This window comes from Legionella impletisoli (assembly GCF_900639875.1).
Classification (GTDB): Bacteria; Pseudomonadota; Gammaproteobacteria; order Legionellales; family Legionellaceae; genus Legionella_A; species Legionella_A impletisoli.
The window spans coordinates 190,114-216,399 of the sequence record NZ_CAAAIA010000004.1; the positions used below are offsets into that span (position 1 = coordinate 190,114).

Consider the following 26,286-nt stretch of genomic DNA (forward strand, 5'->3'; position numbering starts at 1 on the left):
AAACCTCCCCTGGTAAAAAAACTCCTAATCGGTATTAGCGTATTGCTATAAACCAATATCCAGCAATTATTTATGAATTACAAGCCATTTTTTTCAATAAAAGTTATCTGCAATTAGCGAATGTCTGATTTTGATTAGGTTCATAATTATCAGATTCTTTAGAGGTATTTTTAGAACGATGGTTTGCGGTAAGTCTTTCTAGGAAAGATACTGATGGAGTGGACACAGATAGTGGGCTATCTACATTATCTTCATAGACACCACATAATTCTTCAATATATTCCAATAGTTTGGGTAAAACTCTCCGGGAGTTTCTCAAGCACTGCTCCTGCTCCGCTTTCATATCCTGCCAGTCATTTTGTTCATATATAGCGATTCGTTGTCTAATGACGTTTTCTTCCTTTTCGATTACTGTGGATGCAATCTTATAAATAGATAGCTCTGTTCCTGGGTTTTTTGAAACAAAATCGCCTACTTTTTTTAGCAAATTGCTGTAGCCATTTTGCCGATTAAAATTAACGACTTTGCTGGCTAATACATTATATTGAGTGCGTTCCGCTTCGGATCTAAAACTAAACAAACCACAAGGATTTGAGCTTCTCCCGCGAAGTTTGCTATGAAGTTCATGGTAATGAGCAAGTTCCTCTAGTTCTTTCGCTTCATGCTTTCTTAAAAGCGCTTCTAAATCGACGGTATGAGGGGTATAAGGTGAAATTCGTAATTTCATGGTATTTCTATCAACAAAATCAAATTTGTTTATTATAATGCCATTTGATTCATTTTGGAAGCAAAATGATTTTAATCTGACTTTTTATGAACGCATCACAGAATTTATAAAAATGAGCCATAATTATATCTTCTAGGTAAAAATAAGAAAGATAACAATGAAAAAATATATAATAAAAACAAAGCGGTTAGGCATGCGGTTTCTTAAACAAGATGATATAGATTTTTTAAGAACGCTCGATAAAGACCCTAAAGTCGCTAAGTTCTTTCCAGATGGTACATTAAGTGATGATGAAATTAAGCAATTTGTAAGAGATTGTGTAGAAGAGTGCAAGAAAGAAGGTTTGCCTTGTTTTGTTATTTTTAACCTAGCGACGTCAAATTTTGTTGGCGAAGCCTATTTTGATGCGCTTCAATCTGGCGAAGTGAAAGTAGGATACCTTTTTCATAAGAAGCATTGGAATAAAGGCTATGCAACTGAAACATTGTGCGCGTTATTGGATTGGGCTAAAGGGCATATTGAGGCGGATTATATTATTGCTTATGCTCACAAAGACAACAAAGCGTCTATTCGCGTCATGGAAAAGTGTGGTATGCACTACTATAAAACGGAAAATCACTTAGGGATGATGAGTGAGTTTTATCGCATTAAAAATAACTAAGACGTGTTGACAATTCGTCGGCAATCCACGACCTGTCTACGTTGTGCGGCTTGACTGCGCAATCCATAGGCCCCGCGGAAAGCCGGGCGCGTAGGGCAGAGGTAAGTTGTCAACAGGGCCTAATTTCCTGTTAAATCACAACAAAATAAGGTCACAATATTTCTAAGCACATGTTCACATAATTTCAATTGTTCTATTGAAATATATTCATTAGGACCATGCGCCTGCTCAATATTTCCTGGCCCGCATAAAATGGTAGGAATATGGGCGTCTTGAAAAATACCTGCTTCAGTGGAGTATGAAACCTTAAGTCGTTCATTAATACCAGTGACTAACCGTGTGAGTCGAGTAATATTAGCATCTTCCATCGCCAAAAAGCCTGGTTCATCGGAAATGGTTTCAAAATAAATATTGGCTTTTGCGTAGGATTTCTTCATTTCAGGAACAAGAATCTCTTTAATATGTCGTTCAATTTGACAACGAAGATTGTAGATAGGAAATTCAGGTAAATATCGAATTTCAAGCAAAAATTCACAAATACCAGGGATAATATTTGAGGCAATCCCACCACTGATTAGATTGGTTGTTAGGGTGGTATAGGGAAGATCAAAATCATAATCAAAAGGCCCTTGTTGCTTGAGCATTTCCGAAAGAGTATGGATATAATGCACCAAACGGCAGGCATATTCGATGGCATTGCACCCTTTAACACTTAACGAAGAATGCGAAGCTAATCCTTCAATCTGACCATGATAAACCTGGCGGCACTTCTCTCCTACCACAGGTTTCATACTGGAGGGCTCTCCCACAATGCATCCTTCGGGTTGTATCTTATGCTTTTGCAAATATTCCACAAAATACTCAGCGCCCACGCATCCAACTTCTTCATCATAAGTAAATCCGAAGTGAATAGGTTTTGCCAAGTTAAGTGCTTTAAATTCAGGAGCTAAAGCTAATAATACGGCCAAAAATCCCTTCATATCACAAGCCCCTCGACCATAAATATTGCCATTTTTTTGTTTGGCCGCAAAAGGATTGCTATTCCATAACTGTCCACCCACATCAACAACATCGGTATGCCCAGATAAAAGTAACCCTCCTTTTCTTCGCCCGTTTTTTGCAGGAATCGTTGCTAACAAATTTGCTTTACCCATCTCAGGCCCTGGGAGAATAAAAGAAAGAATCTCATGTTCTTTAAACCAAGTGTCAATACGCTCAATTAATTCCAGATTAGAATGACTGGATACGGTATTGATGCTAATTAATTCCGTGAGCCATTGCTTTGAATCCATTCTGTACCTAGTTATTCGCTTAGTGAAACAAATCAGTACTTTAAGTGTAGGACATAACCTGAATTGCACAACCTGTGCGAGGAGTGGTTTTATTACTATCTGATCTATAATAATACTATAGCTATCTTGTAGGAACTAAATGATTCAGTCAAAATGCACAGTAGGATTACTCGCTCATTTCGCCCAGGCAGCCTATCGCGTTAAACGCAGAGACGATGGGAATGACTCTTTTATTGATCCAACCGATCGTAAATCTGGAACAAAATATGCTAGAGGGTTGATGCTTTACGCAGAGAATGGCTATGCCATCACAAAAGCTATAACCCCAGAAAAAAAAGGCACTAATTTGCCTACAGGAGATAAAAAGACCAATGCTTCTTTGGCTGCTTTGTGTTTTGAACCACAGGATAATCAAAGTCCTATTGTGATTTCTTATAGAGGTACAAAAACGCTTCGAGATGTTGGTTCTGATATGTCGCTTTTATCAAGAGGTGTCGTTGGAAAAAAATTTCGTGATGCGGCTTATGAGTTTTATCAAGAAGTAAGAGCACAATACCCAAATCGTGAAATCATTCTAACAGGTCATTCCTTAGGTGGGCATATAGCGCAGTATGTGGCGACAAAAGCTTATCATGAGAATCAATTCCAGGAGCGTGATAAAGAATCTATTCTGGTGCGAACGTTTAACTCAGCTCCAATTCGAACAAAACACAGTGTGGTATTTAAAGACTATCCTCATCTAAAAGAACAGTATAAAAACTACAGGATGTCAGCAGATATTATAAGTGACTCACCTTTAAAAGATTACTACGGTGATAGTTTTGTCTTTAAAAGTAATCGGAAAAAAGCACACTCTATGGATACAGTGCATCAAGTTCTTCCTGAAGAGGTTAAAGCACTTTCGGTAGGCAAAACACCTGATAACTGTGCGATGCACAATAGACTTCTCGAAGCGCTCCAGGGGGTTAAGCATAGTTATCAGTGTCGAGTGAACGGTCAATATTTCTCTCGCCATCGTGCGGGGCGAATGAATTTGGATAAAATGGATAAAGCGTTCCCTGAAATACAGAAAGACATTCAGAATAAAGATTACGATGGTGCATTAGAAAAACTGGCTGCATTAAAAGAATCAGTGAAGGGTAAGAGATCTTCAACACTTATTCAGGCTTTAATGGAAACGACGCTGGCCACGAAACTTAATGATCAAAAAGAATTATTAGAACAAACTGTACAATCCAAAGAAATTCCTCAACCTACGGAGAGTATTAAGGCAATTGAACCTGAAGCAATACAAGGCTTTCGAGCAATTAATCATGCTTTTAAGGCTCAAATGCAAGCAGGTCGAGAAGAAGAGCGACAGAAAAAAGATTCTGAAGCAAACGATTCTTTTGTCGTTGAAAAAACTGTTTCGCCGTTGTAGTGAATATTTATCTAATCTGAAACTTGATAACCTACGCCTTGCAGACGCTGTTTAAATGCATTTAAATCCCGCTCTGTATCAAAAATCATGGTAATTTTTTTACCGTCCGAACTAACATCAGGCAAGTGATACCAAGAGCGTTGATTATAATGCAAATCGATTGCTAATTTATCATATGCTTCAAGTACATCTTCCAAATAGGGGAGTTTAGGTTCTGTTTCAAAGATTGCGGTGATGGTATGGCTTGAATCTTCAGGAAGACGATGACGGGACTCTACCGTAAGATTATGTTCGTTTAAATCTTCTTTGATGTGATCGTCGACTAAAGGTGATAGCTTTTTTCCTTTATCCGCTAGCCTTATTTTATAGGTTCTTTGTTCTGGTTTCATAATCATCCCTGTGGTTAAAGTCATTCTTAATGATTCAGTATAGCATAGCCCACTTTTATGGTTGTCCGTAGCCCCTTCACCCGCTAGAATAGTTAGGAGGGTATTTTGTGTTTAATATGTCCCTGTTTGGTAACATTCACTTATGAGATAACTAGTACCAAAAATTGCTTTTTTGTGTCCAGAAATCCGCGCCTATATCATTTATGGCCTAAGCTGTTGAGGAGACGCGCCTACCATTTCTTCTGCTATTCTCTGCTCACCTTCAGTTAGGTCATTCTTAACCTCATCATTATACTCGGAAGTCACAACAATGCCTTCTTGTGCAAGAGCTTCTCTATCCACTGGCGCATTATCTGATTCCTTCGCGATGCCATCAAGAAGCTGAGGCTTACCTTGTTGGGAACAATCCACCATGACTTCATTGCCTTCTCGGAAATTAGAAAAGTCACCACTATTTGCAGCTTGGTTTATTAGTCCTTGAACAGCATCAAGATCTTTTTGGTTGGTAGCTTTTAACTTATCCTGATTAACAGCAAGATCTTTGAGAAACTGACCAATCCCCTGACGTTCTTCCGCTGACGCACTAAGTATTTTCTTTTCAAAAGGTGGCATTGCAATTCTAATACACCATTTTGTTTTAAAACCTTGGAAAAGCCCTATCTTCTTCCCAGCTTCTAGTAAATTAATCAAATTTGCTGACTGGCTTTTTAGCTCACTAAGGTGTTCTTTACGATGAATTTTAGGTCCTTTTCCGTGCTCACTCTCACATTGTTTAGCTAGCGATGACTTTTTACCTATGAGGTTGCTGTATCCAACTAATTTTTTTAGACCACCAACCGCATGACGCATCGTATGGGAAAGCTTATCCCTAAAGCCATAATCCTCTCTTTTAAGAACCAGGTCAAAATCTCCCCCCAGCTTATTACTTCCATCTTTGGACGTAGCTACCATAAGGGTATGACCAGCCCCTCGTGGGGTAAATTTTCGATCACTTTCATTGACAACGTCTTTTCCCAGGCCATCCTCAAGTCGGGTAGCAAGAGCATGCGTGGAGCTACGGTAAGGAGCTCCAGCTGTTTTAAACGCTTGGTATATTTTGGGGCCAACGCTTTTAGGAAATCGTACACGAGCGACACCGGAATCAAAGGACTCTATACCAGTTAGTGCCTCAATACCCCATTGCATTGAGATATTATCATTTTGGTTGGGATCTCCATTTATTAAGTCCAAAACTAACGTATCATCGGGTTTGACAAAGAAAATTTGCTCACCACGCTGAATATGGTGAGTAAATTGTTCATTGGTCATGTCTTCATTATATCTCAGCTTTGTCAGCCAGGCTGAAGCGAGGCTGTCCTGGCCAAATTGGCTATTTGCCAGCTCGGGACATTGATTGTTAAATTCAGTAATAAATTTTTGTTTGGTAACTTGGTATTCCGGCTTTGTCAAAAAATCGTGTGGACTTATCTGGCCAGCCATGACTTTGGCAAACGTTGTATCATTTTTTGCTAACTGGGCGATAGGATCCGCAGCCTGTTTTTGCATTTCAGATTCTCGAGCCAAATTTCTTTTCTCGATTTCAGCAATTGCAGGTGGATGTTGTAACTCAACTAATTTCTGTAATATATCATCAGGCATATTACTAAAGTCATGTTCCATAAACATACCCTTTCAGAGTAATCTTCATCTGTACTTTATATTATAGAATAGATATTAAAGGTAACAATGGACTGATAGCGAACGTTTCTACGTTTTTGTGTTCTCATAGAATATGGTATCTAAGCCAAGTATTTGATAGCCTCCATCCGCCTTAATAACTTCCTGGCCAGTCGCTGTCGTGAATGTAGGTAAGCCATACATTGGCTTTTTTTCCTCATCGGGAGGCGTAAGAATGTCTTTAATTCCTCGATATTCTAAAATGAGGATAGACTGACCATCTTCGCTTTCTGCTTCAAATTTTCTGACTAATTCTTTCATATTCTTTCTCCAAATTTAGAGTGTTTGGAAGTTATTATAGGTTAATTTTTGTTTCTTCAGATAAACGTCGAGAAGGCGTTATTTCTTTGGGCCTTTTTGAAGATAATGTTGTATTAATAGTTGCTCAATTTCTTCTGTAGAGGACGGTTTCCCTAAATAATAACCTTGAATGAAGTCGCATCCATTTTGTATTAAGGAATTAAGTTGTTCCTGAGTTTCTACCCCCTCTGCGATAACATCTAAATGAAGACTATGTGCCATTTTAATAATAGCACTCACAATAAGCCCATTATGCGGAATTGAATCGATAAAGGATTTATCAATTTTTAAACTTGTTAAGGGAATTTTAGTTAAATAATTAAAATTAGAATACCCTGTTCCGAAATCATCCATTGCTATGGATATTCCTATATTTCTTAAGTGATTTAGGAGGGAAACTACCATGTTCCGATTCGACATTATTAACGATTCTGTGATTTCTATTTCTAAGCGATGGGGTGAAAGATTAGCTTTCTTAAGAGCATTCGTAATTTTTTCTAACGCATCGATTCGATACATTTGCATCACGGAAAAATTAATAGCGATTTTGAAGTGATGCGGGAGGATTTTTTGATCTTCCCAGTGTTTAAATTGATTTAATGCTGTAATTAAAATCCAATCGCTTATTTCTGTGATTAATCCTAATTTTTCTGCAATTGGAATAAACTCTGATGGAGGTACAATACCCAGCTTAGGATTTTTCCAGCGCAACAACACTTCAAGACCTGACATTGGAAAATCAAGTTCTGTTGAAAACTGGGGTTGATAGTAGAGATAAAATTCTTCTTTTTTTAAAGCCGTAGGCAATTGATGTTGGATAGTTAAGTGATAGTCTTCATTTTCGGCTAGCTCTTTATCAAACACTTCAATGTGATTCCCACCTAATTCTTTTGATTTTTCTAAAGCTAAGTTGGCATAGCGTACAAGTTTTGAAAATAGGTTTGCATCATAGGGAAAAGTGGCTCTACCAAAGCTGCAGGTAATTAGTATTATTCCTTGATCATCAAACACATAAGGCTTTCTAATCTGTCTTAGCAGCTCATTGAGGTCAAACTCTTGACTATAAAATACAGAGAATTCGTCATTGCCAGAACGCGCAATGAGACTATGATTTGAAAAGAACTTTGTAAGTCTTGAGTGCAGTTGAATTAATATAAAATCACCTACTTCATAACCTAGTGTTTCATTAATACTATTGAAGGAATCGATATCTATGTGCAGAAGAAAAAAGGGTTTTTCATCCTTTTCTTTTAATATATTTTCAACTTTATCGGAAAACGAATAACGATTGAGTGCGCCAGTTAAACCATCGTGATAAGCACGATATCGTAATTTCAAACTTCTTTTTTTCTCTTTTTCTGAAATATAAATTAAGACAATTAATACAAAAAGCATACCAACAATGGAAATAAATAAGCGTGGGAAAAAGTAGGTGCTTTGAAGAAATGCCACCGAAACGATGAGTTCACTAAAATTATAAAGCCCTAAAATGATTAACCCACTGACTATACTCCAAGCAAAGCAAGAATAAATCCCTCCCGTTATTAAATTGATAATGGGAGGAAGAATTAGCCAGTAAGTTGAAGGAGAGACAATTCCTCCTAAAAGGAAAGAAACGATTGTAAAAAGCACGGTCAGAAAGAAGGTAATGCTTTCTCGCGCAAGCATTAAGCTGCCGGTATACCTCATGATTATTAGCGAAACGAAAACTGCAAGTGCAATTAAATTAACAACCACAGAAAGCAGTGGAAAACTTATGAAATAATAAAATAACGAAAAAAATGGAACTGCAATACTTGCGGTTATTCCAACACCTACTAAGGTTTTAGCATTATTATATTGAATGATATCTTTCCTAAGATTTTCAGGAATAAACGCATCAAATAAAATCTTTGTTGGGTTCATCAACGAATATCCTTTTCAAGAAAACTATGATCTCCTAGGTAAGGGGTTTTGCTTTTATAAGTATAGCAATAGATGGAAATTCAAAAAGAAATGGTTATTTCAGGGAATTTAGAAACCCAGAAGCTTTTAGAAAATTAGGTAAACTAAGAAGCTTCATTCAAATTAGGCGTTTGCATTATTAACAAAAGGCTTGGAAGATAAGAAGGTAAATATCATTGTAATGAATCATGATTATGGTTTAAAATATGATCAATAAATACATGTAACGCCCTATTTGTTTATTCTTTATTGATTGGGCGGTTAATCTTGTTAAAAAGGAAATTCCGTGTCCAGTTATATTGATTTTAATCCCCAAAAAAGCTTATTGCCTCAGCTGCAAACGTATTTTAAAACGCATGCTGACTTAGAAAACAAATTTCATATTATCACTCCCGAAGTTCTTCCGGCTTCAGATCAACGTGGCGAAACATGTAAGTTAAAGGCACTTGCTGATGCGATGGGGCATACGGCTAAAGCGACACATTCTCATGCTTTACCGCTCTATAAAAATAGAGAATATGGGGTGTCGTTAAGACAGATTGCGAAAAAAAAAAGGCAGTGCAGTAGGTGAAATCTACTCACTAGAATTGTTAATGAGTGTCTGTAGAACCGCGGGATTTAAAGCTGAAGCCTATGCCCCAAACCATGAAGAGGACTACATTAAAACACTCATTACACTCGTGGATGACAATCAAGCTCCAATCGTTTTTTTTGATTTGGATAAAAGCTGGGATGGCCAAAACGAACATGCCGCTGTTGTGGTAGGTTACTATCATAATCAATCTGGCGAAACCCATTTTATTATTACCCAATTTGGATTATATTATGATTTCAATGGAATGGAGCTCGCACGCTCATCACTTTATTCGCTTAAAGAACAACGTGAAGCAGAAACATTTACCAAAGTTTGGAATGCAAGTAACTCGGCAACCGAATGGAGATTATTCCCCCAAAAGTCTATAAGCGGTATGGTTTTGCCCGTTCCTGAGCGAACTGCTAAACCAAAGGCTGAAAGTGAGACGGCTTTACGGGGTAAAATAATGGTGGTTACGGGACCAATTATCACGCCTTTCATTGATAATAGCTTTTTTGCTCAAACTCATATCAGTGACGAGCCAGTTGAGGTGGTGCGTCGTTATAGTGTTTAAAGGTTGTCAGATAGACTAATTGCTAAACCAATCGAGGCTAAATATGGCGCGAGTAAAAGTTAATGATATTGAGCTGTATTATGAAACGCATGGAACTGGAGAAGCCATTGTTTTTATATCCGGGTTTAGTGCCGATCATACGCTTTGGAGAGAGGTAGTTGACCGATTTAAAAAAAATTACCAAGTGATTTTGTTTGACAACCGCGGGGTGGGTAGAACGGATGTGCCACTGGGTGAATATACCATTACCCAAATGGCAGAGGATGTCGCAGCGCTTTGTTCACATCTTGATTTGGCTAAAGCCAATTTCATAGGCAATTCTATGGGAGGGTTTATTTTACAAACGTTGATGCACCGCTATCCTCATCTAATCAAAACAGCGGTTATTAGTAATTCAGCTTCGACCATCAATTCGTGTTATAAAATTTATCTCGCATCGCAATTAGAATTTTTAAAAGCAAATGTTCCTATGGAAGCGTTAGTTAAGGCTTCTTGCAGTTGGGTCTACTCGTACCAATTTCTTGCCAAAGAGAAAGTATTTAACAACTTAATTCAATTGGCCTTGGATAATCCGTATCCTTTTACTATCGCAGGCTATCATGGGCAATACGCAGCGCTTAAGGGGTTTAATTCCGAGCCCTGGCTAAAATCGATTCAAATTCCAACATTGGTGATAGGTTCGGATCAAGACTTAATTTTTAGGGAGTCTTCAATAAAAGCACTTTCAGAACAACTGCCTAATGCCACTTATTATAGTTTTAAGGAGTGTGGCCATTTACCTCCTTTAGAATATCCTAAGAAGTTTTATGAACTCGTGCGAGGTTTTTTAGCCGACAACTGTAAGTAATTGGTTTAGGTTTGAATAATAATCGCTGTTGCTGCAGCACCTCCATGAACAGGTGTGATAGTACAAGTTCCCTTGCCATTGGTATAAGTTAAAACAGTTGTTCCTGTTGTGAACAGTGATGAATCTAAACCGCCACCAGCTTGTAAAAGATTATTGGCAATTTGCGTGCAAGTTAATCCTGTTGTAGTCCAACACTGAGGTTTACTATGGATACACGCTGCAAAATTTAATACACTTGCGGAGCTTAACGAAGCAGCTACAGCTTTAGCGCCGGCTTCATTCGATTCGCTTTTTAAATCAACAAAATTGGGTATTGCTACAGCAGCGAGGACCCCAAGAATTACCACCACAACCACTAGTTCCATTAATGTAAAACCTTTTGAGTTCATCATGTTCACCAAGCAATTAATACTGAACCTAATTAAAGTGTAGTGTATGAGTAATTAGTATTCAAAGTTTATACATTATGCCTAAATATTTTATAAAATGCTCTGAAGATGATTTTGGCATTAATTTTGATACAGAGACAAAAATTATTCATTTGTCAGGGTAAATTATTCAATAAAAACCACTTTTGCTAAATCTTCTGATTGCTGCTACTTTTTTAAAAAGGAACTAAGGAGTTAAAAATGGATTTAGATGTGAAACACGATAAAAAAAATCAACGGTTCTATGTTGAGGTAGATAATAAGCAAAGCGAATTAAAATATAAAAAAATCAACGAGGAAACGTTAGATTATTTCACGACTTTTGTGCCTGAAGAGCAAAGAGGACAAGGGATCGCTGCTGACATTACCGAATTTGCATTGCAATACGCCAAAGACAATCAGCTTAAAGTTCGCCCAAGTTGCCCTTTTGTTAAAAGCTATGTTAAAGATCATGCTGACTATCAGGATTTGGTAGTCAAGCTTGATGAAAAAGAGAAAAACAACACGTCATTAACACAATATTGGCCTTTAATATCACTCATTCTTGTTTCAATGTTGGCGGCTTTTGCTATTAACTGGGGGGGTGATGGCGAGATGCGAGCGTGGATGCATTATTTTATGGGGGTCTTTCTTGTTATTTTTAGCACCTTAAAAATTTTTCACCCATTCGATTTCGCGGATGGCTTTGAGATGTATGATATTATCGCCAAACGATCGCGCGTTTATGCTTACTGCTATCCTCTAATTGAATTAGGCTTAGGGCTTGCATTTTTATCATTTTTTTTACCCATTTTAACCTATCTGGTCACAATCGTGCTTTTAACTATAGGCTCAATTGGCGTAATTCAAGCCTTGCAAAAAGGCCTTGATATCAACTGCCCCTGCATGGGAACGGTTTTAGATGTTCCTTTGTCAACCGTTACACTGACTGAAGACATCGGTATGGCTTTCATGGCGCTGGTGCTATTGATTATGAGTATTATTTAAAGGAAATTGCATGATGATTTAAATCGATACCAACCAACTTCACTTGTATGTCTTTAGTCTTTGCATTTTCTAGAAAATCCTGAATAACTTCCTTGACATCTGAATCAATTACTTTTGAATTTGAACCATCAATGGTAACAATCGCGCCTTTTTTTAAGTTTTTTAGCTCATGAATAATGCTTCCTTTATTCAAAAAAGAAACTTCTTCAGCAAGTTGTATGTGATATTTTACGGTATTTTCTGTGGTTACATGTAAGATTTCATGAGAATGTAAGTAATTGTGACGTAAAATAACAAAAACCGCGAATGAAAATCCAACTAAAATTCCCAAAAGAAGATCATAGAACACAATACCTAAGACCGTAATCAAAAAGGGTGCAAATTGTTCCCAGCCTTTTCGATACATGGCTTTAAATAAAGCGGGTTTTGCTAGTTTATATCCAATAATCACCAGAATTGCTGCAAGGGAAGCGAGCGGTATTTTATTTAGAAGTTCTGGAATGGTCACAACAAATGCAAGCAAAAATACCCCATGCAAAATGGCAGACATTTTGGTTTTAGCCCCAAAGGTTATATTCGCTGAGCTTCGAACAATCACTTGGGTAATTGGCAATCCACCGATAAAACAGGATACTAAATTACCTAGCCCTTGTGCTTTTAATTCTCGATTGGTAGGAGTTATTCGTTTACTAGGATCCATTTTATCGGTAGCTTCCACGCATAATAATGTTTCAATACTGGCTACAAGCGCAATAACTAGTGCAACTTGATAAACCATTCCATTGGTAAGTTGGGAAAAATCAGGAAAAGTGAAGTGATAGAATAACTCCAAGGGACGAGAAATTGCTGGGAGCTGAACCAGCTCAGATTTTTCCAGAGAAAATGCTAGTAAACCTGCTTCATAAGACCAGCTCAATGCGACGCCAATAATAATCACGGCTAAAGGCGCTGGAAAGAACATAAACACTTTATGTTTTTTAGCAAGAATTTGTTCCCAAACAATCATGATTACTAAGGAAATAGCACTGATTATAACAACACCCGGGTTGAAAAATTCTAACGCTTTGATCGTATCAAGCAAATTCGGAAAGCCTGTCCAGTCAGCAGAAATAAGAGGTGTAATATCATAGCCTATGAGATGGGGGATTTGTTTAATGATAATGAGTATACCAATCCCAGTTAACATGCCTTTGATAACTGAGGATGGAAAATAATAAGCAATGATTCCTCCACGAAAAATACCAGCTATTAATTGTAAGAGTCCTGCAATAACGCCAGCTAATAAAAATGCTTCCCAAGAACCTAGCTTTTCAAGTGAGCTGATGATAATAGCCGCCAACCCTGCTGCAGGACCACTAACACCTACGGCAGAACCACTGGCTAAACCGACAATTATGCCTCCCACAATTCCTGCAATAATCCCTGAAAATAAAGGTGCATTCGAAGCCAGAGCGATTCCAAGGCAAAGCGGTAACGCAACAAAACTGACTACAAGAGAAGCGGGGAGATCAAATTTTAAATTAGACCCAATCTTATTATTCATGCGTCCTTCCTATAACCTTATCAAATAGTTTCAGTTAAAGGCTCTAAAACCAGTTTTTGAGTATGAGAGCTAGGCTTTCTGGATAAGATGGCTAGACCAAAAATTAATAAACTAAACAGCAATAAGTAGAATAAGTCCCAATATTGTGGCAAGACATGTTTACCACCATAATTGCCTAGATATGAGAAAATTCCAAGCCCTAAAAGATAACATAAAAACCAAAGCGCTTCTTTGCCATCGAGTGCATCTTTTGTGTTTTTTATGAAACCATAAGCTCCCAAACACAAAACGCCAAGGACAGTAATCACGAGTAATTTTCTTACGCTGTGAAAACCTGCCCAATAAACGCCAACAGTACAAACGTAAAATCCAATAAACGCAATTAAAGTGCTACCTCGCAAGCAAAAGGGTCTTTTATGATTTGGCAATTGTTTACGTAAGCAAACCATACCAATTGGCCCTATAGAATAACTCACCATTAGTAGTACAACGAGAAACGAAGACATTTCTTGCCAGCTTTTTAATACAATAGACATGATGGCCGCTAGAAGAAAGTTAATACTTAAGCTCACCCAGGGAACCTCATGTTTATTTAGTTTAGCTAGGACTTTGGGTGCTCGAACGCTTGAGCTCATACTCGACAACATGTGCGCCGCGGTGGTTGAATAAACGAGTCCGGTTGAATAGGGAGATACAAATGCATCGGAATATAATAATACGCTTAACCAAAATAACCCCGCTAAGGCAGCTAAGGCTGCAAACGGACCTGCGTCACCAGTAAACGATAATTGCGCCCAGCCATTGGCCAGTGCTTCTGCACTGACACTACCAATAAAAGACCATTGTAAGCCTGTGTAAAGCAGGCTTGTAAAAAATAGTGAGCCCCCTAAAATTAAAGGAATATATTGGCCTGGTTTTTCAATTTCGCCCATCATGACCACAACTTGTCTAAACCCTAATAAGGAAAATAATACGCCTCCACTCGACATGGCAGCCATGACACCTCGCCATCCATAGGGCATAAACCCCCCATATTGAGTGAAATTATGAGGGTGATAACTCACAGTGATAAGGCTTATGATCGTGAGAAGCGGTATAATAATTTTCCATATGGTAAAAGCCGCATTAATACGTGCGAAGAAACCAATACCAAAATAATTCAACAAAACAAAACTCAATAAGATAGCTAGAGCCATCGCATAACCTAAAGGTGTAGTTTTATAATACACACCAAAGTCTGTGATTAACCCGGGAATATAATTTCCGGCATATTGAATAACTCCCTGGGTTTCAATCACGGGTAGAATAGCTAAGGAAAACCAGGTTAGACTGCTTATAATCAGGCTAGTTAATCGCCCATGTGTATATAAGGGTAAGGATGCCAAAGTACCTGAGTGAGGAAACATCGCCCCAATTTCAGCATAAGATAAAGCAATAAATAACAAGAGAAAACCTGCAATTGGCCAGGCTATTATCGCTGCGGGTCCTGCAAAGTGCGCAGAGTATAACGAGCCAAATAACCAGCCTGAACCTACCATGCTGGTTATGGAAATCCATAATAAACCCAAAGCACTTAAATTTTTTTTCATATCGAATTATTGCGGTCCTTATCGTTCTATTTCAAGTCCAATTTAAGGTCTGGAAGAAGGATTCTGTTTAAATCCTATTTAAATTTGGCGAGCTTTGATTAAGCACTTGATCATAAATAAAAAAAATATTTTTGTAAAAGCGATTATACTAATAGAAAGTAGGGACAGTGAGATAAAAAACTTTAAGAAGGAGAAGAGAAATGTATATTAGAACTTCCGCTGGTTTACTTGGTGTGTTATTCATTTTAAGTTCAACAATGGTTCTTGCAGATAAAATGAAAGAGTGAAAGCCTCAACAAATTAAAAGATGTGAAAATTTTTGTACTCAGCATGAAGGAATGCAATCTTGTCTAATCGATCTAGATAAACGAACCGGCACATGTACTTGTAACGACAAAACATCAATCACAAAGTAAAACGTTAAGTTACTCGAATACATTACAGGTTGACTTTAGACTATAGCCTGTTTGATACAATTCCTGGCAAGGATGTAATGGTGTGTAACTCTATTCTTAATTAGATGTAAATCGCATGGATCTGCCTCAAAGAATATGAAAATTTAATAAGGAATGTATAATGCAAGAAAAGGAAAGGACTGCAACAAATGCTATATTCCCTCAGCGAAATTTACATTTTAAAACCCAACTAACAACCGGTGTTATTTTGTTGCTATTGGCGTTTTTTGGCGTGATTCTGACGAATTGGCAAAGTTCTTATGCTCATATCTACTGGGTCTCTTTAGCCATCATTTATGCACTGTCTTCTTTATTTTTGAGTTGGCTTGTGTCTCGTCAAGAGCCGCCATTGACGGTATCAGAAATTTGGCGGGAGGTATTACATTGGTTCGGTCTAGTCATAACGATTTATTTAGTCGAACTCTTTCGACACTGGGGTTTTTTTAGTACACCAGTAGCTAGCTTAATTGACTTACTTCTATTGGCTTTAGCTACTTTTTTAGCTGGAGTTCATTTTGACTCGATGTTTCTATTAGTTGGCATTTTTTTGGGATTAATTGCGTTGTTGTCAGTGATTATATTTGAATACATAAGCTTCATATTATTGCCTGTTTTAATCCTTTTTTTAGTCATAATGTGGTGGCAATTGCGTCGAAGCGGTAAAAAATCATAATAGCTTTTTAAAGTGCATAGTGAGAAAGCATAGATGGAAACAATTTTGGAATCATTGAAAATGATTGGGATAGGTATGATTATTTTTATGTATGCAATTTTTTTATTAAGAATTGCCAACACAAGGATACATCTTAAAAGACCTTTTGATTTTGTAATTATAATTTTAATTGGCTCGTTGCTTAGTAGAACGATAAACGGAGGTGCCTCTTTAATTCCTACGTTATGCACTACGTTTGTTCTTATTATGCTTCATAAAATATTTTCATTGTTGTCCTTTCATTCTGATTCGCTTGGCAATGTTTTAAAAGGAAAGTCTTCTTTATTAATAGAAAATGGTGAGATCAATTGGAAGCAAATGGAAGAAAGTAAAATTACGAAGGAAGATTTATTAGAGGAAGTAAGAAAAAATAACATGTTAGAGATTAAGAAAATCAAAAAAGCTTATTTGGAAAGAGATGGGAATATTAGTGTAATTCCAGAATAGTGCTAATCGTTATCGAACCAGAAACCTTGATGATGTCCAATGGGAAGGATAATCGAAAGAAGTCAAAGAGGCCTGTTTTGCGTCTACAACCTTCAAAATGTGTCAATTTTTACATGATGTGGTAAAAGGTAAACAAGAGGAAGCAGAAAGCGTTTTGAATGCTTCGCAGGATTTTCAGGTTCTTCTCAGAACTGCGGGTGAGTGTAAGTAAATTCTTTACTCTCGCCTTATGTCACTAAGAACTTTTGTAGCTTTTTCCTTGAACATTTTATCTTTGCTAAGAATTGTATTAGCCCTATTGTTTGGCTTTCCCATGGAGTTGTTCGATTAACTCGGAGAAGGACTCCCAAGATACGCTCTCATAATTCTTTCTTTTTCCTCTAAACGTTGAATATAAAGGTCTTGCGCTTCAATATAACGCTTATTTCTGTCAACCGTACCTAATTTTTGAAAAGCGGTGACTTGCTTTTGATATTCTTTAAATGAATCTTCAGCTCCTGTATTTTTATAACAAAAATTAATTAATGCAAATAAGGCTGCATGCATTTGCAATATAGTGGGAGGGTGCGTCACATCCATTTCGAAATCTATTGTCCTATCAGTTCGCTTGGCAAAATCAATATACCAGTTTAGCGTATTCGAACATCCAGGTTTAATTAAAATAATTGTGGATGCATAATAGATTTTTTCTTGAGCCTCTTTCGATGTAATCAAACTGTGTTCAATGTCATCATAGGTATGTTCAAAGATTGATAGACCTGCATTTTCTAGTGATTTCTTTATAATACATTCTGCAGCGATATGACCATTCTTAGCTAAAAAAACTGTTCTATCAGGACTTCCGAGGCTAGATCTATTGAAAATGTCTGCTAAAAAAACCTCAAATAATAATGAACAATATTCAAAAAATAATGAAGAGCTATAATTGTTTTCATTAAAAAAAATGGAGCTATTCTGATAGCTACCCTGGGCCATCGGGGATGGATTAGGTGAAAAAGTAGCTTTGACAATATGGATGGCGTTTGGTTTGTCCCGATTGCTTTCTGGATCGATTTTAGAGTTCGCAGCGTCGATAATCTTATCTGAGGAGTCTATTTCGGAGTTTGATTTTGAGGTAGAAAGCTTCAACATTTTTATCTTATTGATTAAATATAAAACATTTCAGGAAGTATAAACTCTGAACTTAACTCAAGCAAGTTCTAGCTTTTTGTTATAGGTTAAATAAGCAGTGCAAAGTATGATTTTGCCCTGTCATACAAGTAGATTTGAACTAAAAAATTCTCTAAATTCGCATAAATCTAAATAATTAAAACTTTAGTTCCAGGATGGGTTTTTACCCAATTAGCCACATATTGAATATGGTTATTGTTACCAACAGCAATGCATCCACGCGTTGAGCTTGGTAAATGGTTTAACCAACCAAACAAAGTGGATGACTGTGTAGGCCCATGAATCCCCACATCTCGTCCTGTATACCCTGCAGCTAATTGCTTTGAAGTCGGATAAAGAATTGGAATAAAGACTTTATATTTAGCAGAGTTTCTTGGATGAGCCAATCCATACAAACCCACTGGAGTTTTATTATCACCCGCTCTTTTTTTACCAACGCCATTGTTTCCGAGAGCCACTTTAAAGGTTTTAACTACAATGCCCTGTTTACAGATATTTAAAATTCGCTTGGTAGTGTGTACATTGATTCCATTGGATAAAGGACAAGTTGCAATACTAGCGAATAAAGTAGCGGGAAAAAAAATAAAGACCATTAGATAAAATGCTTTTATTTTCATACAATCAGACAAATATTACTAACTATGACTAATAATTATCCCATACTATTAACTTTATTCATAGAGTGCAGATAGCCTTGCTCGAGCTCATGGCATTAAACCTTCTAATGCCATTTTATTCCCATTCATAATATCTAAAACGTGCGCTTTAATTTGTTCGTTGCGAATGACTTGTGCGGTTTAAATTAAGAACGATAATCCAAAAAACACAGAATCTTCGCGCGTTGTTTCACCTAATTGCCGACGTATGGACTTTAGTGCTCCATAATACTGTTGGTGTTCATACTCCACAAAAGCGACGATCCCAGGTGCTAGCCGATAGTTTGGGCCAGCAATGAAATACATCTCATTTAAACCATTTCCAATTTGATCTTCCCTGACTGTTTTAGTTGCAGCGATGGCTCGAATTTCCACTCCGAAAAAAAGATTATTCGTTAATTGAATGTTACGGCCAAACTCAATATCTGCTTTAAAACTTCCTTTGTGGTAATAAAATCTGGAACTATTATCAATAAAATAGTACATCAATCCTTCAAAACCAATTCCAGGTTGCCAGTAAGGTGTTTGAGAAGGTCGATAAAAATAATTAACTCCCCCTTTAAGAGCCCAAAATTGGCTGATTTGACGCCAGTAGAATACATCAATATCTGCATTTGAAATGCTACCTTTTTCCATTTCTGCGTCGTTTATAAAAAGTTGTAGCTTATTAAAATCAGGGCCATATAAACCATAATAAGTCAACATTTGTCTGTTATGTGAAAAATCCCCACCAACATCTATCCAAGATGCCGCAAAAAACTTATTCGGGGTATGCACGGGATGTTTTACTATGGATAACGGTATAGGACGCACCTCATCCACTCTGACAATGGGACGATTATAATAAGGGGTTTCTTGAATAATATCTTGAGGTTTTTTTTTGCCTTTAGCTACCTCTTCAAGTGAGGCGTATTGAAAAACCCGAGCTAGCCCTGAAACCATATGATTTAACATATGGCAATGGAAAAACCATTGTCCGCTTGCATCCGTATCTAAATCAGCAGTAACCTGACTACCAGGCGGAACATCGATGGTATGTAAAAGAGGATCATAGCTTCCATTTCCGTTTCTTAAAATCATCCAATGTCCATGTAGATGCATGGGGTGGTGCATCATTGAGTTATTGGTAAACACCAATCGGTATCGTTTTCCCGGCACCAGCATGATGGGTTTTGCATTGTATTCCGGTACGCCATTAATAAACCAAATGAATCGATCCATAAAACCAAAGAGTTTTAAATCAACGGTTTTATAAATGGGCTTGTCTGGATCATTTGTTTTTCGCCACGATTTTAAAGTTTGATATTTCGTCCCTATTGTGACGGTGTTTTGTTCTTTTTTATCTATTTTTGATGCATTGTTTTGTGCTGAATTCGGAAGATGAGAGGCGACCATTGTGTTTATTTTAGGTTGTTGGTTTAATGTGCTTTGCATACCCATATTTTTCATTGGCTTTAGTCCGCGCTTATGTTCGTTAGCCATTTTTTCGCGGGTAACGGGTAAAGGCTCAGGAAAGGGTTTTACTGCATTATAAGGAACAAGTTGATTCGGTTTTGTGACTAAAGCTCCAAATACTTTACCTACTTTATCGGTTGATTCAGCATATATAATATAAGGCTTATCTTTTTCAATTTTTACTAACACATCATTCGTTTCGCCTGGACCCATGCGAAAACTGTTTACCGGATAGGGAACAACATCATTACCTTGCACATGCACCATTTGCATATTGGCATCAGGCATTTTGATATGAAAAAAAGTATTGGCGCCAGCATCAATGAAGCGAAGTCGCACAACATCCCCTACCTTTACCAATTTAGTCCACGGATTATGTTTTGTATGGCCATGCATTAAAAAAGCATCATAGGCTACATCATTAATATCAAATATTCCCATGCGCATGAATTGCATCATTTTATAATCCATCCACAGCTTTTTTCTTTCTTTTGGGTCAGCTTTGCTATAACTGCGCAAAAAATGAGAAAGCGAGGGTTGCAAAGGAAAAAGAGGGCCATAATACTCACCAGTTTTTTTTAAATTTGCTTGAATATGATCGGCTTTGGTATTTTTCCAGTCGGACAAAACAACAACATAATCTTTTGTATATTCAAAGGGGGGTGGATATTTTGGCTCAATAATAAATGCACCATATAATCCCTCTTGTTCTTGCAAACCGGCATGGGAATGATACCAGTAGGTTCCCGATTGGCGCAGTTTGTATTTATACTGGAAAGTTTCGCCAGGTGGAATTCCTTTTTGAGTAATATTTAATACCCCATCCATTTGCCATGGAAGAATGATTCCATGCCAATGAACAGCCGCGTCTTTATCCAAGTGATTGTGGACATTAATTATTACGGTATCTCCTTCCTTAAATCTCAGGGTAGGAGCGGGTATTTGATTATTAACAGTAATGGCTCTTGCAGGCTTGCCATTAAAATTAACCGTATTGTATGAAATGGTTAAATCAACTGTCTTCTCTTGGGCCCATAAGCTGCTTGCAAGCATCAAGGTTAATAATCCTACCCAAAATCCATTTTTCACAAAACTGATTCCTTTGTTTTTTTAGATACTGAAAATAACTATATCAGTTAATAGCGATGAGGGGTTAAGTCTATTTATAATGCTCTTTATTTTGGTCCAAAAGCCAGCTCATTAGACAACTTTTTCAACTGGACATATCTCTAACTGCAACTGACTCAAATAACACGTTTAATATACTGTACATTCTTTATTTTTACAAAAACGCATCGCTGTAAATTTTAGATGAAGGAACGCCAGCTAAAAAGACTTTTGTTTTTAGTTTATTGGTTGTTTCTTTCGGTCCACATACATAAATTTGAACACTATCGGTATGATTTAACTGTATCAATAATTGCTGCGTGATATCTGATTCCTGGTAACGTCCATTACTCTTTAATACGCAGGGTATATATTGAAAGTTCTGGTAAAACACTGCCAAAGTTTTCAGTTCTTCAGCGTAATAAATATCATCATCCTGACAGCCCCCATGGATTAAGGTGATTTTGCCTGGATGCTGTTTGCTTAGTGCTGTTTTGACGATGCCTAATAAAGGCGCTAATCCAGTACCGGTTCCGGCTAAAAGTATGTCGAAAGAGGATTGGTCCGGATTCATATAATAGCATTTACCAAAAGGCCCTCTGATATGAACCATTATGTCAATGGTTGCCTTTTCCCGAAGCCATTGGCTCATTGCCCCATCGTCTTTAAGCTTGATATGCAGTTCAATATAGCCTTCTTTTTCTGGTATGTTGGCAATGGAATAACTTCGTGATATTCCTTCAGGATTTAATAGATTCAGGTATTGACCTGGTATCCAGTTTTCTAAATGCTCTGCTATGAGTTTTAATCGAATGACATTGTGAGTGAGGAGCGCTATCTCTGTGATCATGGCTTGTTGTTCACACTCAGCTGCATCCGGGTTTTTGAGATGAAGGGTATTTGCGGGCTTGGCCTGACAAGCAAGAAAATATCCTTGGGATTTTAAGGTCTCAGGCAAACCTTCCTGCCATTTTGACTCAATTGGGGTGTCGGTGGTTTTGATCAAACAAGCCTGACAAACTCCGGACCGACACGAATTAGGATAATCAACATCATGTCGCAACAAGCAGTCAAGCACTGACTCATCTTCAATTGATTGTAAGATTTGTTCGTTGTAATGCAGTTCGGCCATACCATCACCTATCTAAAACATCATCACGCACGCTGTTAGCAATAGCAGCTACTTCCTGAATATCTTTTTCATTTGCGCCTAACTCTTGCAACGTTGCCTCCAAATGTTCAATGACAATATCTACATGGGTATCATTTAATCCACGTTTGATTAAATGACGATGACCTTCGCGCATATCTTTTCCGTTATAATGATTAGGGCCACTAAAAACCATGGTTAAGAAGCCTTTTTGTTTGAGGATTTGTTGTTCCATATCCACATCATCAAAAAAATGACTGACTCTATCATCGGTTAACATTTTGCGATAAAAGATATCAACAGCAGAGTTGACGGCGTTTTGGCCACCTAAGCGCTCAAATAACGATTCAGACATGGTATACTCCTTAAAGATGTATTTGAAATACATCTTATAAAAAGAAATAATACCCGTCAAGAAATGATTTAGAGGTTACGTATGCAATTAACCCAGTTCACCGATTACTCATTAAGAGCATTGATATATATTGCGCTCAGAAAAGACTTGTGCACGATTAATGACATTGCCAGCGCTTATTCAATTTCATCCAATCATTTGCTTAAAATTATTCATAATTTATCAAAGATGGGGGTGATTAGAACCCTTCGGGGCAAAAGCGGTGGTATTACAATGGCTCAAAACCCCTCTGATATTAATTTGGGTGAATTGGTTATCAAGCTGGAGCCACATTTTGATTTGGTGCCTTGTTTTAATCAAGAAAAGGCAAACTGTTGTATTGCGCCTGCTTGCAAGTTAAAACGTATTTTATTTGATGCCAAAGAAAGCTTTTTGGCTGTTTTGAAGGAATACACGTTTGCGGATATTCTCGATAATCAAATGGCGTTGAAAGGGTTACTTTCTATTGATGAGAAGACGTAACCAACAAATCCAATTTCGGTTTCTTCGGCCAGTAATCAAGAAAAGCTTTTAATACTTTGGCATGATTGTGTTTTTTATCTTTTTGCAGCATAAAACAATACGACTTCCTTGTTTTTGGCTTGTGTCAGTATTTCTTCAACCAATTCTTGTTGTCTACTAAGTTCATCGATATATTGACTTGCAAAATCTAGCCATTTTCTCAGCTCAGGACTAGGGGCTATTTCTTTTAACCACGCATCAATTGGAAGCTTATCTTTAACCCGGGTTTCACTACTTTTCACCCAGGCTAACTCGCGGCAAAGTGACGCTAAAAACTACCTAGAGTTAATTTCTCGGTGGAACATAACAGTCGCTTGACTGAGCATTAATGTTACAATATGCTCTGCCTCACTTAAGAAAGATCAATATGTTACCTAAATTAGAAACGTTATCACAAGACGAACAAGATTATATAAAGAGGAGCAACAATCCTGAAACTTGTGCTGCATGGATAGTCCGCACACACAAAGATCAGGAAGAACTCCGTGAAGCTATCTGTTTTTTGGAACAATTAGCTCCAATTAATAGTTTAGAGCAGGCACTCTTGATTTTTGATGCGAGTCATTATCCTTACCGTAGAACTCATTTTCATTATGTGCAAACTCTTGCAGAAGTCTTGGCTAATCCCTTGGCACAAACTATTTTTTCAGCACGCCTTCGTTGCTTCGGTTGGTATGCTACACCCTCTGATCCTTTGGAATCTCTGGACAACATTGATAAATTCATCGAAGAATTATATCAGTTGAAAACAGAGGACGAGAAAATCCGCTATTTCTTTGATTATTTTGCAATACTTCGCCCACACCCTTTCAGCCAAAGAGACATAGAGGAAATAAATATAGACGACACAGTATGTGCTGTTTTATCTTGCCATTGTGAAGCACTTGTCCAATCGGTGCAAACCGCTGAAGAATGTGAGGCTGCAAAGCGTTTTATAAGACAGTTGAGATTTTACGGAGGAGATAGGGTTTTATTTAACAAGCTAAAATATCAAATAGCCAGCCAAATTGAATCTAAAGAATCAGGCGTCACTCGTAGGTATGATGAACTCATGGATGATATATGGCAGCACTTCCAGACTCCTAAACCCCACATGATAAAATTCTCAAAAATGTTCGTAAATTCTCAATATTCCGCTCAGCCCCAATCTCTGATAACTATGTTTGCTGTTCCGGTCAGTTCTAGTTTTGAATGCCTCGTGAGTCAAGAAGCCATGCAGATACAAGATAGTAATCAGTTCCAATCAACATGAGCCTTCAGGAGAAGAGCTAAATGGCACTTATTTAATCCCATAACTTTATGAAATATATAAAACGTTCAGAGTCAGACTATGAACCACTATATGAAGGCAAAAGGCAAGCCTCGAATTGATATGTAATTTTTAAAAATGCCCGATCGTTTTTTAGCTATATCCTTGAATTGCAATTATTAATTTTGGGAGTGTTGGGGATAATAGCTACAAGAATTATTAACTTTACTGGAGATTCTTGTAAGGAATGCTTGTGCAACTACCTTAAAAAAAGAAATAGGAAAGAGATAGAATAGTAGAAGGATTGCTGCGCCAGATATTTTCTGGCGCATGGAGAAGATTACATGCCCATATGTTTAATTAATTCAAAATAATAGGGCGCAGTAGTATTTCGATGTGTGTCTTTAGGATTAGCTTTAATCCCTTGAGGAGTGTATTTATAGCGTACTTCTTTTAAATAATCCGCAACTATTTGTTTAGACTCTGGTTCCAGTAAATTTTTCCCTGTGCCTTGATAACCGATAGATAATGGACCAAACAAATAACTATCCAGATCAGAATTGTTAGCCTTACGAAGTTCATCAACTATGGATTTTATATAGATAGGTTGAAGGTCTTTTGATTTGTGAACTAATGTGTACTTCAACATGATGGATGAATAATGGCCTGTTGTTGGTAACCATTTATCAATTTTATCTCGGCTAATCATTATTTCTTCAGAAGAATGTGTATCAATGAAACCCCTGATCGCGTCATCAGCCATTTTTGGGTTTAAGGATTTGGAATCAAGTAACTCAGCGAAGAAACCCTTAAGTAAGGGCTGGTCATTTTTAATGTAAGACTTAACATTTCTATGCCTTTGATTATAAAGCATCAATCCTTGAACAATTTTATTTTTTACTTCTATGTTGTCCGTTTCATTATATAGGTTTAATAATTTTTTGACTAAATCGGTTTCAGTATCATCCGCAATGAGCCTATCAATCATAATTCCGCGTTTAACATCGTTTAAATTTGAATTATAAGCAAATTGCATTTGTACAGTGGATGGTGATGTTACATAGTGAACAGGTGGAGTGTCCATTATCATTTGAAACTCCTCATATGGCATTTCATTAAGCTCTTCAGCGGTCACATTTTCTAAAGATTTATGCGCTAAAATTTCTGGCGGTTGTTCAGATGATTCTAGAGCGAATCTTTCATCATTATAATAAGGGAAAAAATTAAATAAGTTCCTTGGTAGCCATATCTTTCCTGGCATTGTATCTAATCCTTGGCTGTAAAAAGCCCACCAAGTATATGTATCACAACGCCAAGTTCCACATTCAATAACCTGGCCTGTTGTGGGAATTCCAGAACCAATATGGTAGTTAGTATCGTTGGTATATTTAGGACACCACCACCTCTGGTGATTAGCTTCAACGAGGATATTGTAGCCAATAACTCCTCTGTCCGCGACTCCATATTTACTACCCCAATATTTTGAGCGAGATTTAAAGTTACTGATTGAATTAACTTGCCCTACAGGATTTTCATTAAGTACTTCTATCACTTGATCTGCATTGTTCCCCATTCCTGCAGGAGACATCATATAAGTGGTAGCAATACCAACATGTCCCGCCCAACCAAGCCCCGGGATAAGCAAATCTCTTCCCATGATTTCAGCCATAGGTATCTACACAAATGCTTCTCCTATTATTTGGCGAAGCATTTGTTTAAGTTCTCCTGGGTCATATCGTTCTAATAAATCGAGTGCATTAAGAAGAGAACAAAGCCCTGTAAAAAGAGCTGGTTTTGTATATTCTACGCCATATTTCATTTGTTTCCCGCTTAATCGCACTAATAGAGTCCGTAGTTCTCCGGCTTCGGGTCCCTTTGCTGCTGCTATTTGCCAGACTAAAATACAAGCCATACAAGCTACTAATAATCGACGAGCAATCGCCTCGCCTGTTTCTTGTTGCCATGATTCTAAATGCAT

26 protein-coding genes and 1 pseudogene are annotated in these 26,286 nt (G+C 37.4%); 10 read left to right on the forward strand and 17 right to left on the reverse strand.

Annotated features, from left to right (window positions below):
• Positions 1–103: 103 nt before the first annotated feature.
• Positions 104–727, reverse strand: a complete 624-nt coding sequence (locus E1O41_RS06075) for a hypothetical protein (protein WP_131776428.1) — start codon at positions 725–727, stop codon at positions 104–106.
• Between the two features lie 157 nt (positions 728–884).
• Here E1O41_RS06075 and E1O41_RS06080 point away from each other — a divergent pair, with 157 nt between their 5' ends.
• The gene (locus E1O41_RS06080; protein WP_131776429.1) at positions 885–1,388 is read left to right on the forward strand and encodes a GNAT family N-acetyltransferase; all 504 of its coding nucleotides are present in this window, start codon (positions 885–887) and stop codon (positions 1,386–1,388) included.
• Between the two features lie 119 nt (positions 1,389–1,507).
• Here the strand turns inward: E1O41_RS06080 and argE are convergent, their stop codons facing one another.
• Positions 1,508–2,680 carry an acetylornithine deacetylase gene (gene argE, locus E1O41_RS06085; RefSeq protein ID WP_131776430.1) on the reverse strand — a complete coding sequence of 391 codons (1,173 nt, stop codon included), beginning with the start codon at positions 2,678–2,680 and terminating at the stop codon, positions 1,508–1,510.
• Positions 2,681–2,819: 139 nt separating this feature from the next.
• On the opposite strand from argE, the gene E1O41_RS06090 reads away from it, so the two are divergent.
• Positions 2,820–4,100, forward strand: coding sequence for a lipase family protein (locus tag E1O41_RS06090; protein WP_131776431.1), 1,281 nt, complete (start codon positions 2,820–2,822; stop codon positions 4,098–4,100).
• Between the two features lie 11 nt (positions 4,101–4,111).
• On the opposite strand, the gene E1O41_RS06095 is transcribed toward E1O41_RS06090, so the two are convergent.
• The 4 genes from E1O41_RS06095 to E1O41_RS06110 all read right to left on the reverse strand — a co-directional run bounded on the left by E1O41_RS06095 (position 4,112) and on the right by E1O41_RS06110 (position 8,410).
• Positions 4,112–4,489, reverse strand: a complete 378-nt coding sequence (locus E1O41_RS06095; RefSeq protein ID WP_165481131.1) for a hypothetical protein — start codon at positions 4,487–4,489, stop codon at positions 4,112–4,114.
• 201 nt (positions 4,490–4,690) lie between these two features.
• Positions 4,691–6,148 carry a hypothetical protein gene (locus E1O41_RS06100; protein ID WP_131776433.1) on the reverse strand — a complete coding sequence of 486 codons (1,458 nt, stop codon included), beginning with the start codon at positions 6,146–6,148 and terminating at the stop codon, positions 4,691–4,693.
• An 87-nt stretch (positions 6,149–6,235) separates the two neighbouring features.
• Positions 6,236–6,466, reverse strand: coding sequence for a hypothetical protein (locus tag E1O41_RS06105; RefSeq protein ID WP_131776434.1), 231 nt, complete (start codon positions 6,464–6,466; stop codon positions 6,236–6,238).
• Between the two features lie 78 nt (positions 6,467–6,544).
• Positions 6,545–8,410, reverse strand: a complete 1,866-nt coding sequence (locus tag E1O41_RS06110; RefSeq protein WP_131776435.1) for a putative bifunctional diguanylate cyclase/phosphodiesterase — start codon at positions 8,408–8,410, stop codon at positions 6,545–6,547.
• A 325-nt stretch (positions 8,411–8,735) separates the two neighbouring features.
• On the opposite strand from E1O41_RS06110, the gene E1O41_RS06115 reads away from it, so the two are divergent.
• From E1O41_RS06115 to E1O41_RS06125, 3 genes are read left to right on the forward strand one after another with little or no spacing between them, the layout of a single operon-like run.
• On the forward strand, positions 8,736–9,020 hold the full coding sequence (locus tag E1O41_RS06115; protein ID WP_131776436.1) for a hypothetical protein: 285 nt from the start codon (positions 8,736–8,738) through the stop codon (positions 9,018–9,020).
• Positions 8,989–9,597: a hypothetical protein gene (locus E1O41_RS06120; RefSeq protein WP_131776437.1), complete on the forward strand. Its 609-nt coding sequence runs from the start codon at positions 8,989–8,991 to the stop codon at positions 9,595–9,597. Before E1O41_RS06115 ends, E1O41_RS06120 begins: the two co-directional genes overlap by 32 nt.
• A 43-nt stretch (positions 9,598–9,640) precedes the next feature.
• A complete protein-coding gene (locus E1O41_RS06125) occupies positions 9,641–10,444 on the forward strand; it encodes an alpha/beta fold hydrolase (protein WP_131776438.1) in 804 nt (267 codons plus the stop codon).
• A gap of 5 nt (positions 10,445–10,449) precedes the next feature.
• Here E1O41_RS06125 and E1O41_RS06130 read toward each other — a convergent pair whose 3' ends face one another.
• On the reverse strand, positions 10,450–10,836 hold the full coding sequence (locus E1O41_RS06130) for a prepilin-type N-terminal cleavage/methylation domain-containing protein (protein ID WP_131776439.1): 387 nt from the start codon (positions 10,834–10,836) through the stop codon (positions 10,450–10,452).
• Positions 10,837–11,073: 237 nt separating this feature from the next.
• Here E1O41_RS06130 and E1O41_RS06135 point away from each other — a divergent pair, with 237 nt between their 5' ends.
• Positions 11,074–11,859, forward strand: coding sequence for a GNAT family N-acetyltransferase (locus tag E1O41_RS06135; RefSeq protein WP_131776440.1), 786 nt, complete (start codon positions 11,074–11,076; stop codon positions 11,857–11,859).
• Here the strand turns inward: E1O41_RS06135 and E1O41_RS06140 are convergent.
• Positions 11,852–13,402, reverse strand: a complete 1,551-nt coding sequence (locus tag E1O41_RS06140) for a SulP family inorganic anion transporter (RefSeq protein WP_131776441.1) — start codon at positions 13,400–13,402, stop codon at positions 11,852–11,854. The two genes, E1O41_RS06135 and E1O41_RS06140, sit on opposite strands and share 8 nt — an antisense overlap.
• A 20-nt stretch (positions 13,403–13,422) precedes the next feature.
• Positions 13,423–14,991 (reverse strand): APC family permease, encoded by a 1,569-nt coding sequence (locus E1O41_RS06145; RefSeq protein WP_131776442.1) that lies wholly within the window; start codon positions 14,989–14,991, stop codon positions 13,423–13,425.
• A 576-nt stretch (positions 14,992–15,567) separates the two neighbouring features.
• Between E1O41_RS06145 and E1O41_RS06150 the strand changes: the two genes are divergently transcribed.
• Complete coding sequence (locus E1O41_RS06150) at positions 15,568–16,119, forward strand: hypothetical protein (RefSeq protein WP_131776443.1); 552 nt, start codon at positions 15,568–15,570, stop codon at positions 16,117–16,119.
• 33 nt (positions 16,120–16,152) lie between these two features.
• Positions 16,153–16,605 (forward strand): DUF421 domain-containing protein, encoded by a 453-nt coding sequence (locus E1O41_RS06155; RefSeq protein WP_131776444.1) that lies wholly within the window; start codon positions 16,153–16,155, stop codon positions 16,603–16,605.
• A 327-nt stretch (positions 16,606–16,932) separates the two neighbouring features.
• Here E1O41_RS06155 and E1O41_RS06160 read toward each other — a convergent pair whose 3' ends face one another.
• The 5 genes from E1O41_RS06160 to E1O41_RS06180 form a co-directional block, all read right to left on the reverse strand.
• Positions 16,933–17,736, reverse strand: coding sequence for a hypothetical protein (locus tag E1O41_RS06160; RefSeq protein WP_131776445.1), 804 nt, complete (start codon positions 17,734–17,736; stop codon positions 16,933–16,935).
• Positions 17,737–17,903: 167 nt separating this feature from the next.
• Positions 17,904–18,392, reverse strand: coding sequence for a L,D-transpeptidase family protein (locus E1O41_RS06165; protein WP_131776446.1), 489 nt, complete (start codon positions 18,390–18,392; stop codon positions 17,904–17,906).
• A gap of 180 nt (positions 18,393–18,572) precedes the next feature.
• Positions 18,573–20,939: a multicopper oxidase domain-containing protein gene (locus E1O41_RS06170; protein ID WP_131776459.1), complete on the reverse strand. Its 2,367-nt coding sequence runs from the start codon at positions 20,937–20,939 to the stop codon at positions 18,573–18,575.
• A 229-nt stretch (positions 20,940–21,168) separates the two neighbouring features.
• On the reverse strand, positions 21,169–22,125 hold the full coding sequence (locus tag E1O41_RS06175; protein ID WP_131776447.1) for an FAD-binding oxidoreductase: 957 nt from the start codon (positions 22,123–22,125) through the stop codon (positions 21,169–21,171).
• 4 nt (positions 22,126–22,129) lie between these two features.
• Complete coding sequence (locus E1O41_RS06180; RefSeq protein WP_165481132.1) at positions 22,130–22,498, reverse strand: group I truncated hemoglobin; 369 nt, start codon at positions 22,496–22,498, stop codon at positions 22,130–22,132.
• A gap of 81 nt (positions 22,499–22,579) precedes the next feature.
• Between E1O41_RS06180 and E1O41_RS06185 the strand changes: the two genes are divergently transcribed.
• Positions 22,580–23,020, forward strand: a complete 441-nt coding sequence (locus tag E1O41_RS06185; RefSeq protein ID WP_131776448.1) for an Rrf2 family transcriptional regulator — start codon at positions 22,580–22,582, stop codon at positions 23,018–23,020.
• Between the two features lie 74 nt (positions 23,021–23,094).
• Here the strand turns inward: E1O41_RS06185 and E1O41_RS06190 are convergent, their stop codons facing one another.
• On the reverse strand, positions 23,095–23,301 hold the full coding sequence (locus E1O41_RS06190; protein WP_131776449.1) for a DUF488 domain-containing protein: 207 nt from the start codon (positions 23,299–23,301) through the stop codon (positions 23,095–23,097).
• An 86-nt stretch (positions 23,302–23,387) separates the two neighbouring features.
• On the opposite strand from E1O41_RS06190, the gene E1O41_RS06195 reads away from it, so the two are divergent.
• Complete coding sequence (locus tag E1O41_RS06195) at positions 23,388–24,311, forward strand: hypothetical protein (RefSeq protein WP_165481133.1); 924 nt, start codon at positions 23,388–23,390, stop codon at positions 24,309–24,311.
• A gap of 337 nt (positions 24,312–24,648) precedes the next feature.
• Here E1O41_RS06195 and E1O41_RS06200 read toward each other — a convergent pair whose 3' ends face one another.
• Positions 24,649–25,977: a hypothetical protein gene (locus E1O41_RS06200; RefSeq protein ID WP_229669394.1), complete on the reverse strand. Its 1,329-nt coding sequence runs from the start codon at positions 25,975–25,977 to the stop codon at positions 24,649–24,651.
• 6 nt (positions 25,978–25,983) lie between these two features.
• Positions 25,984–26,286 (reverse strand): annotated as a pseudogene (locus E1O41_RS11745) (IS4-like element ISRba2 family transposase); the annotation flags it as partial.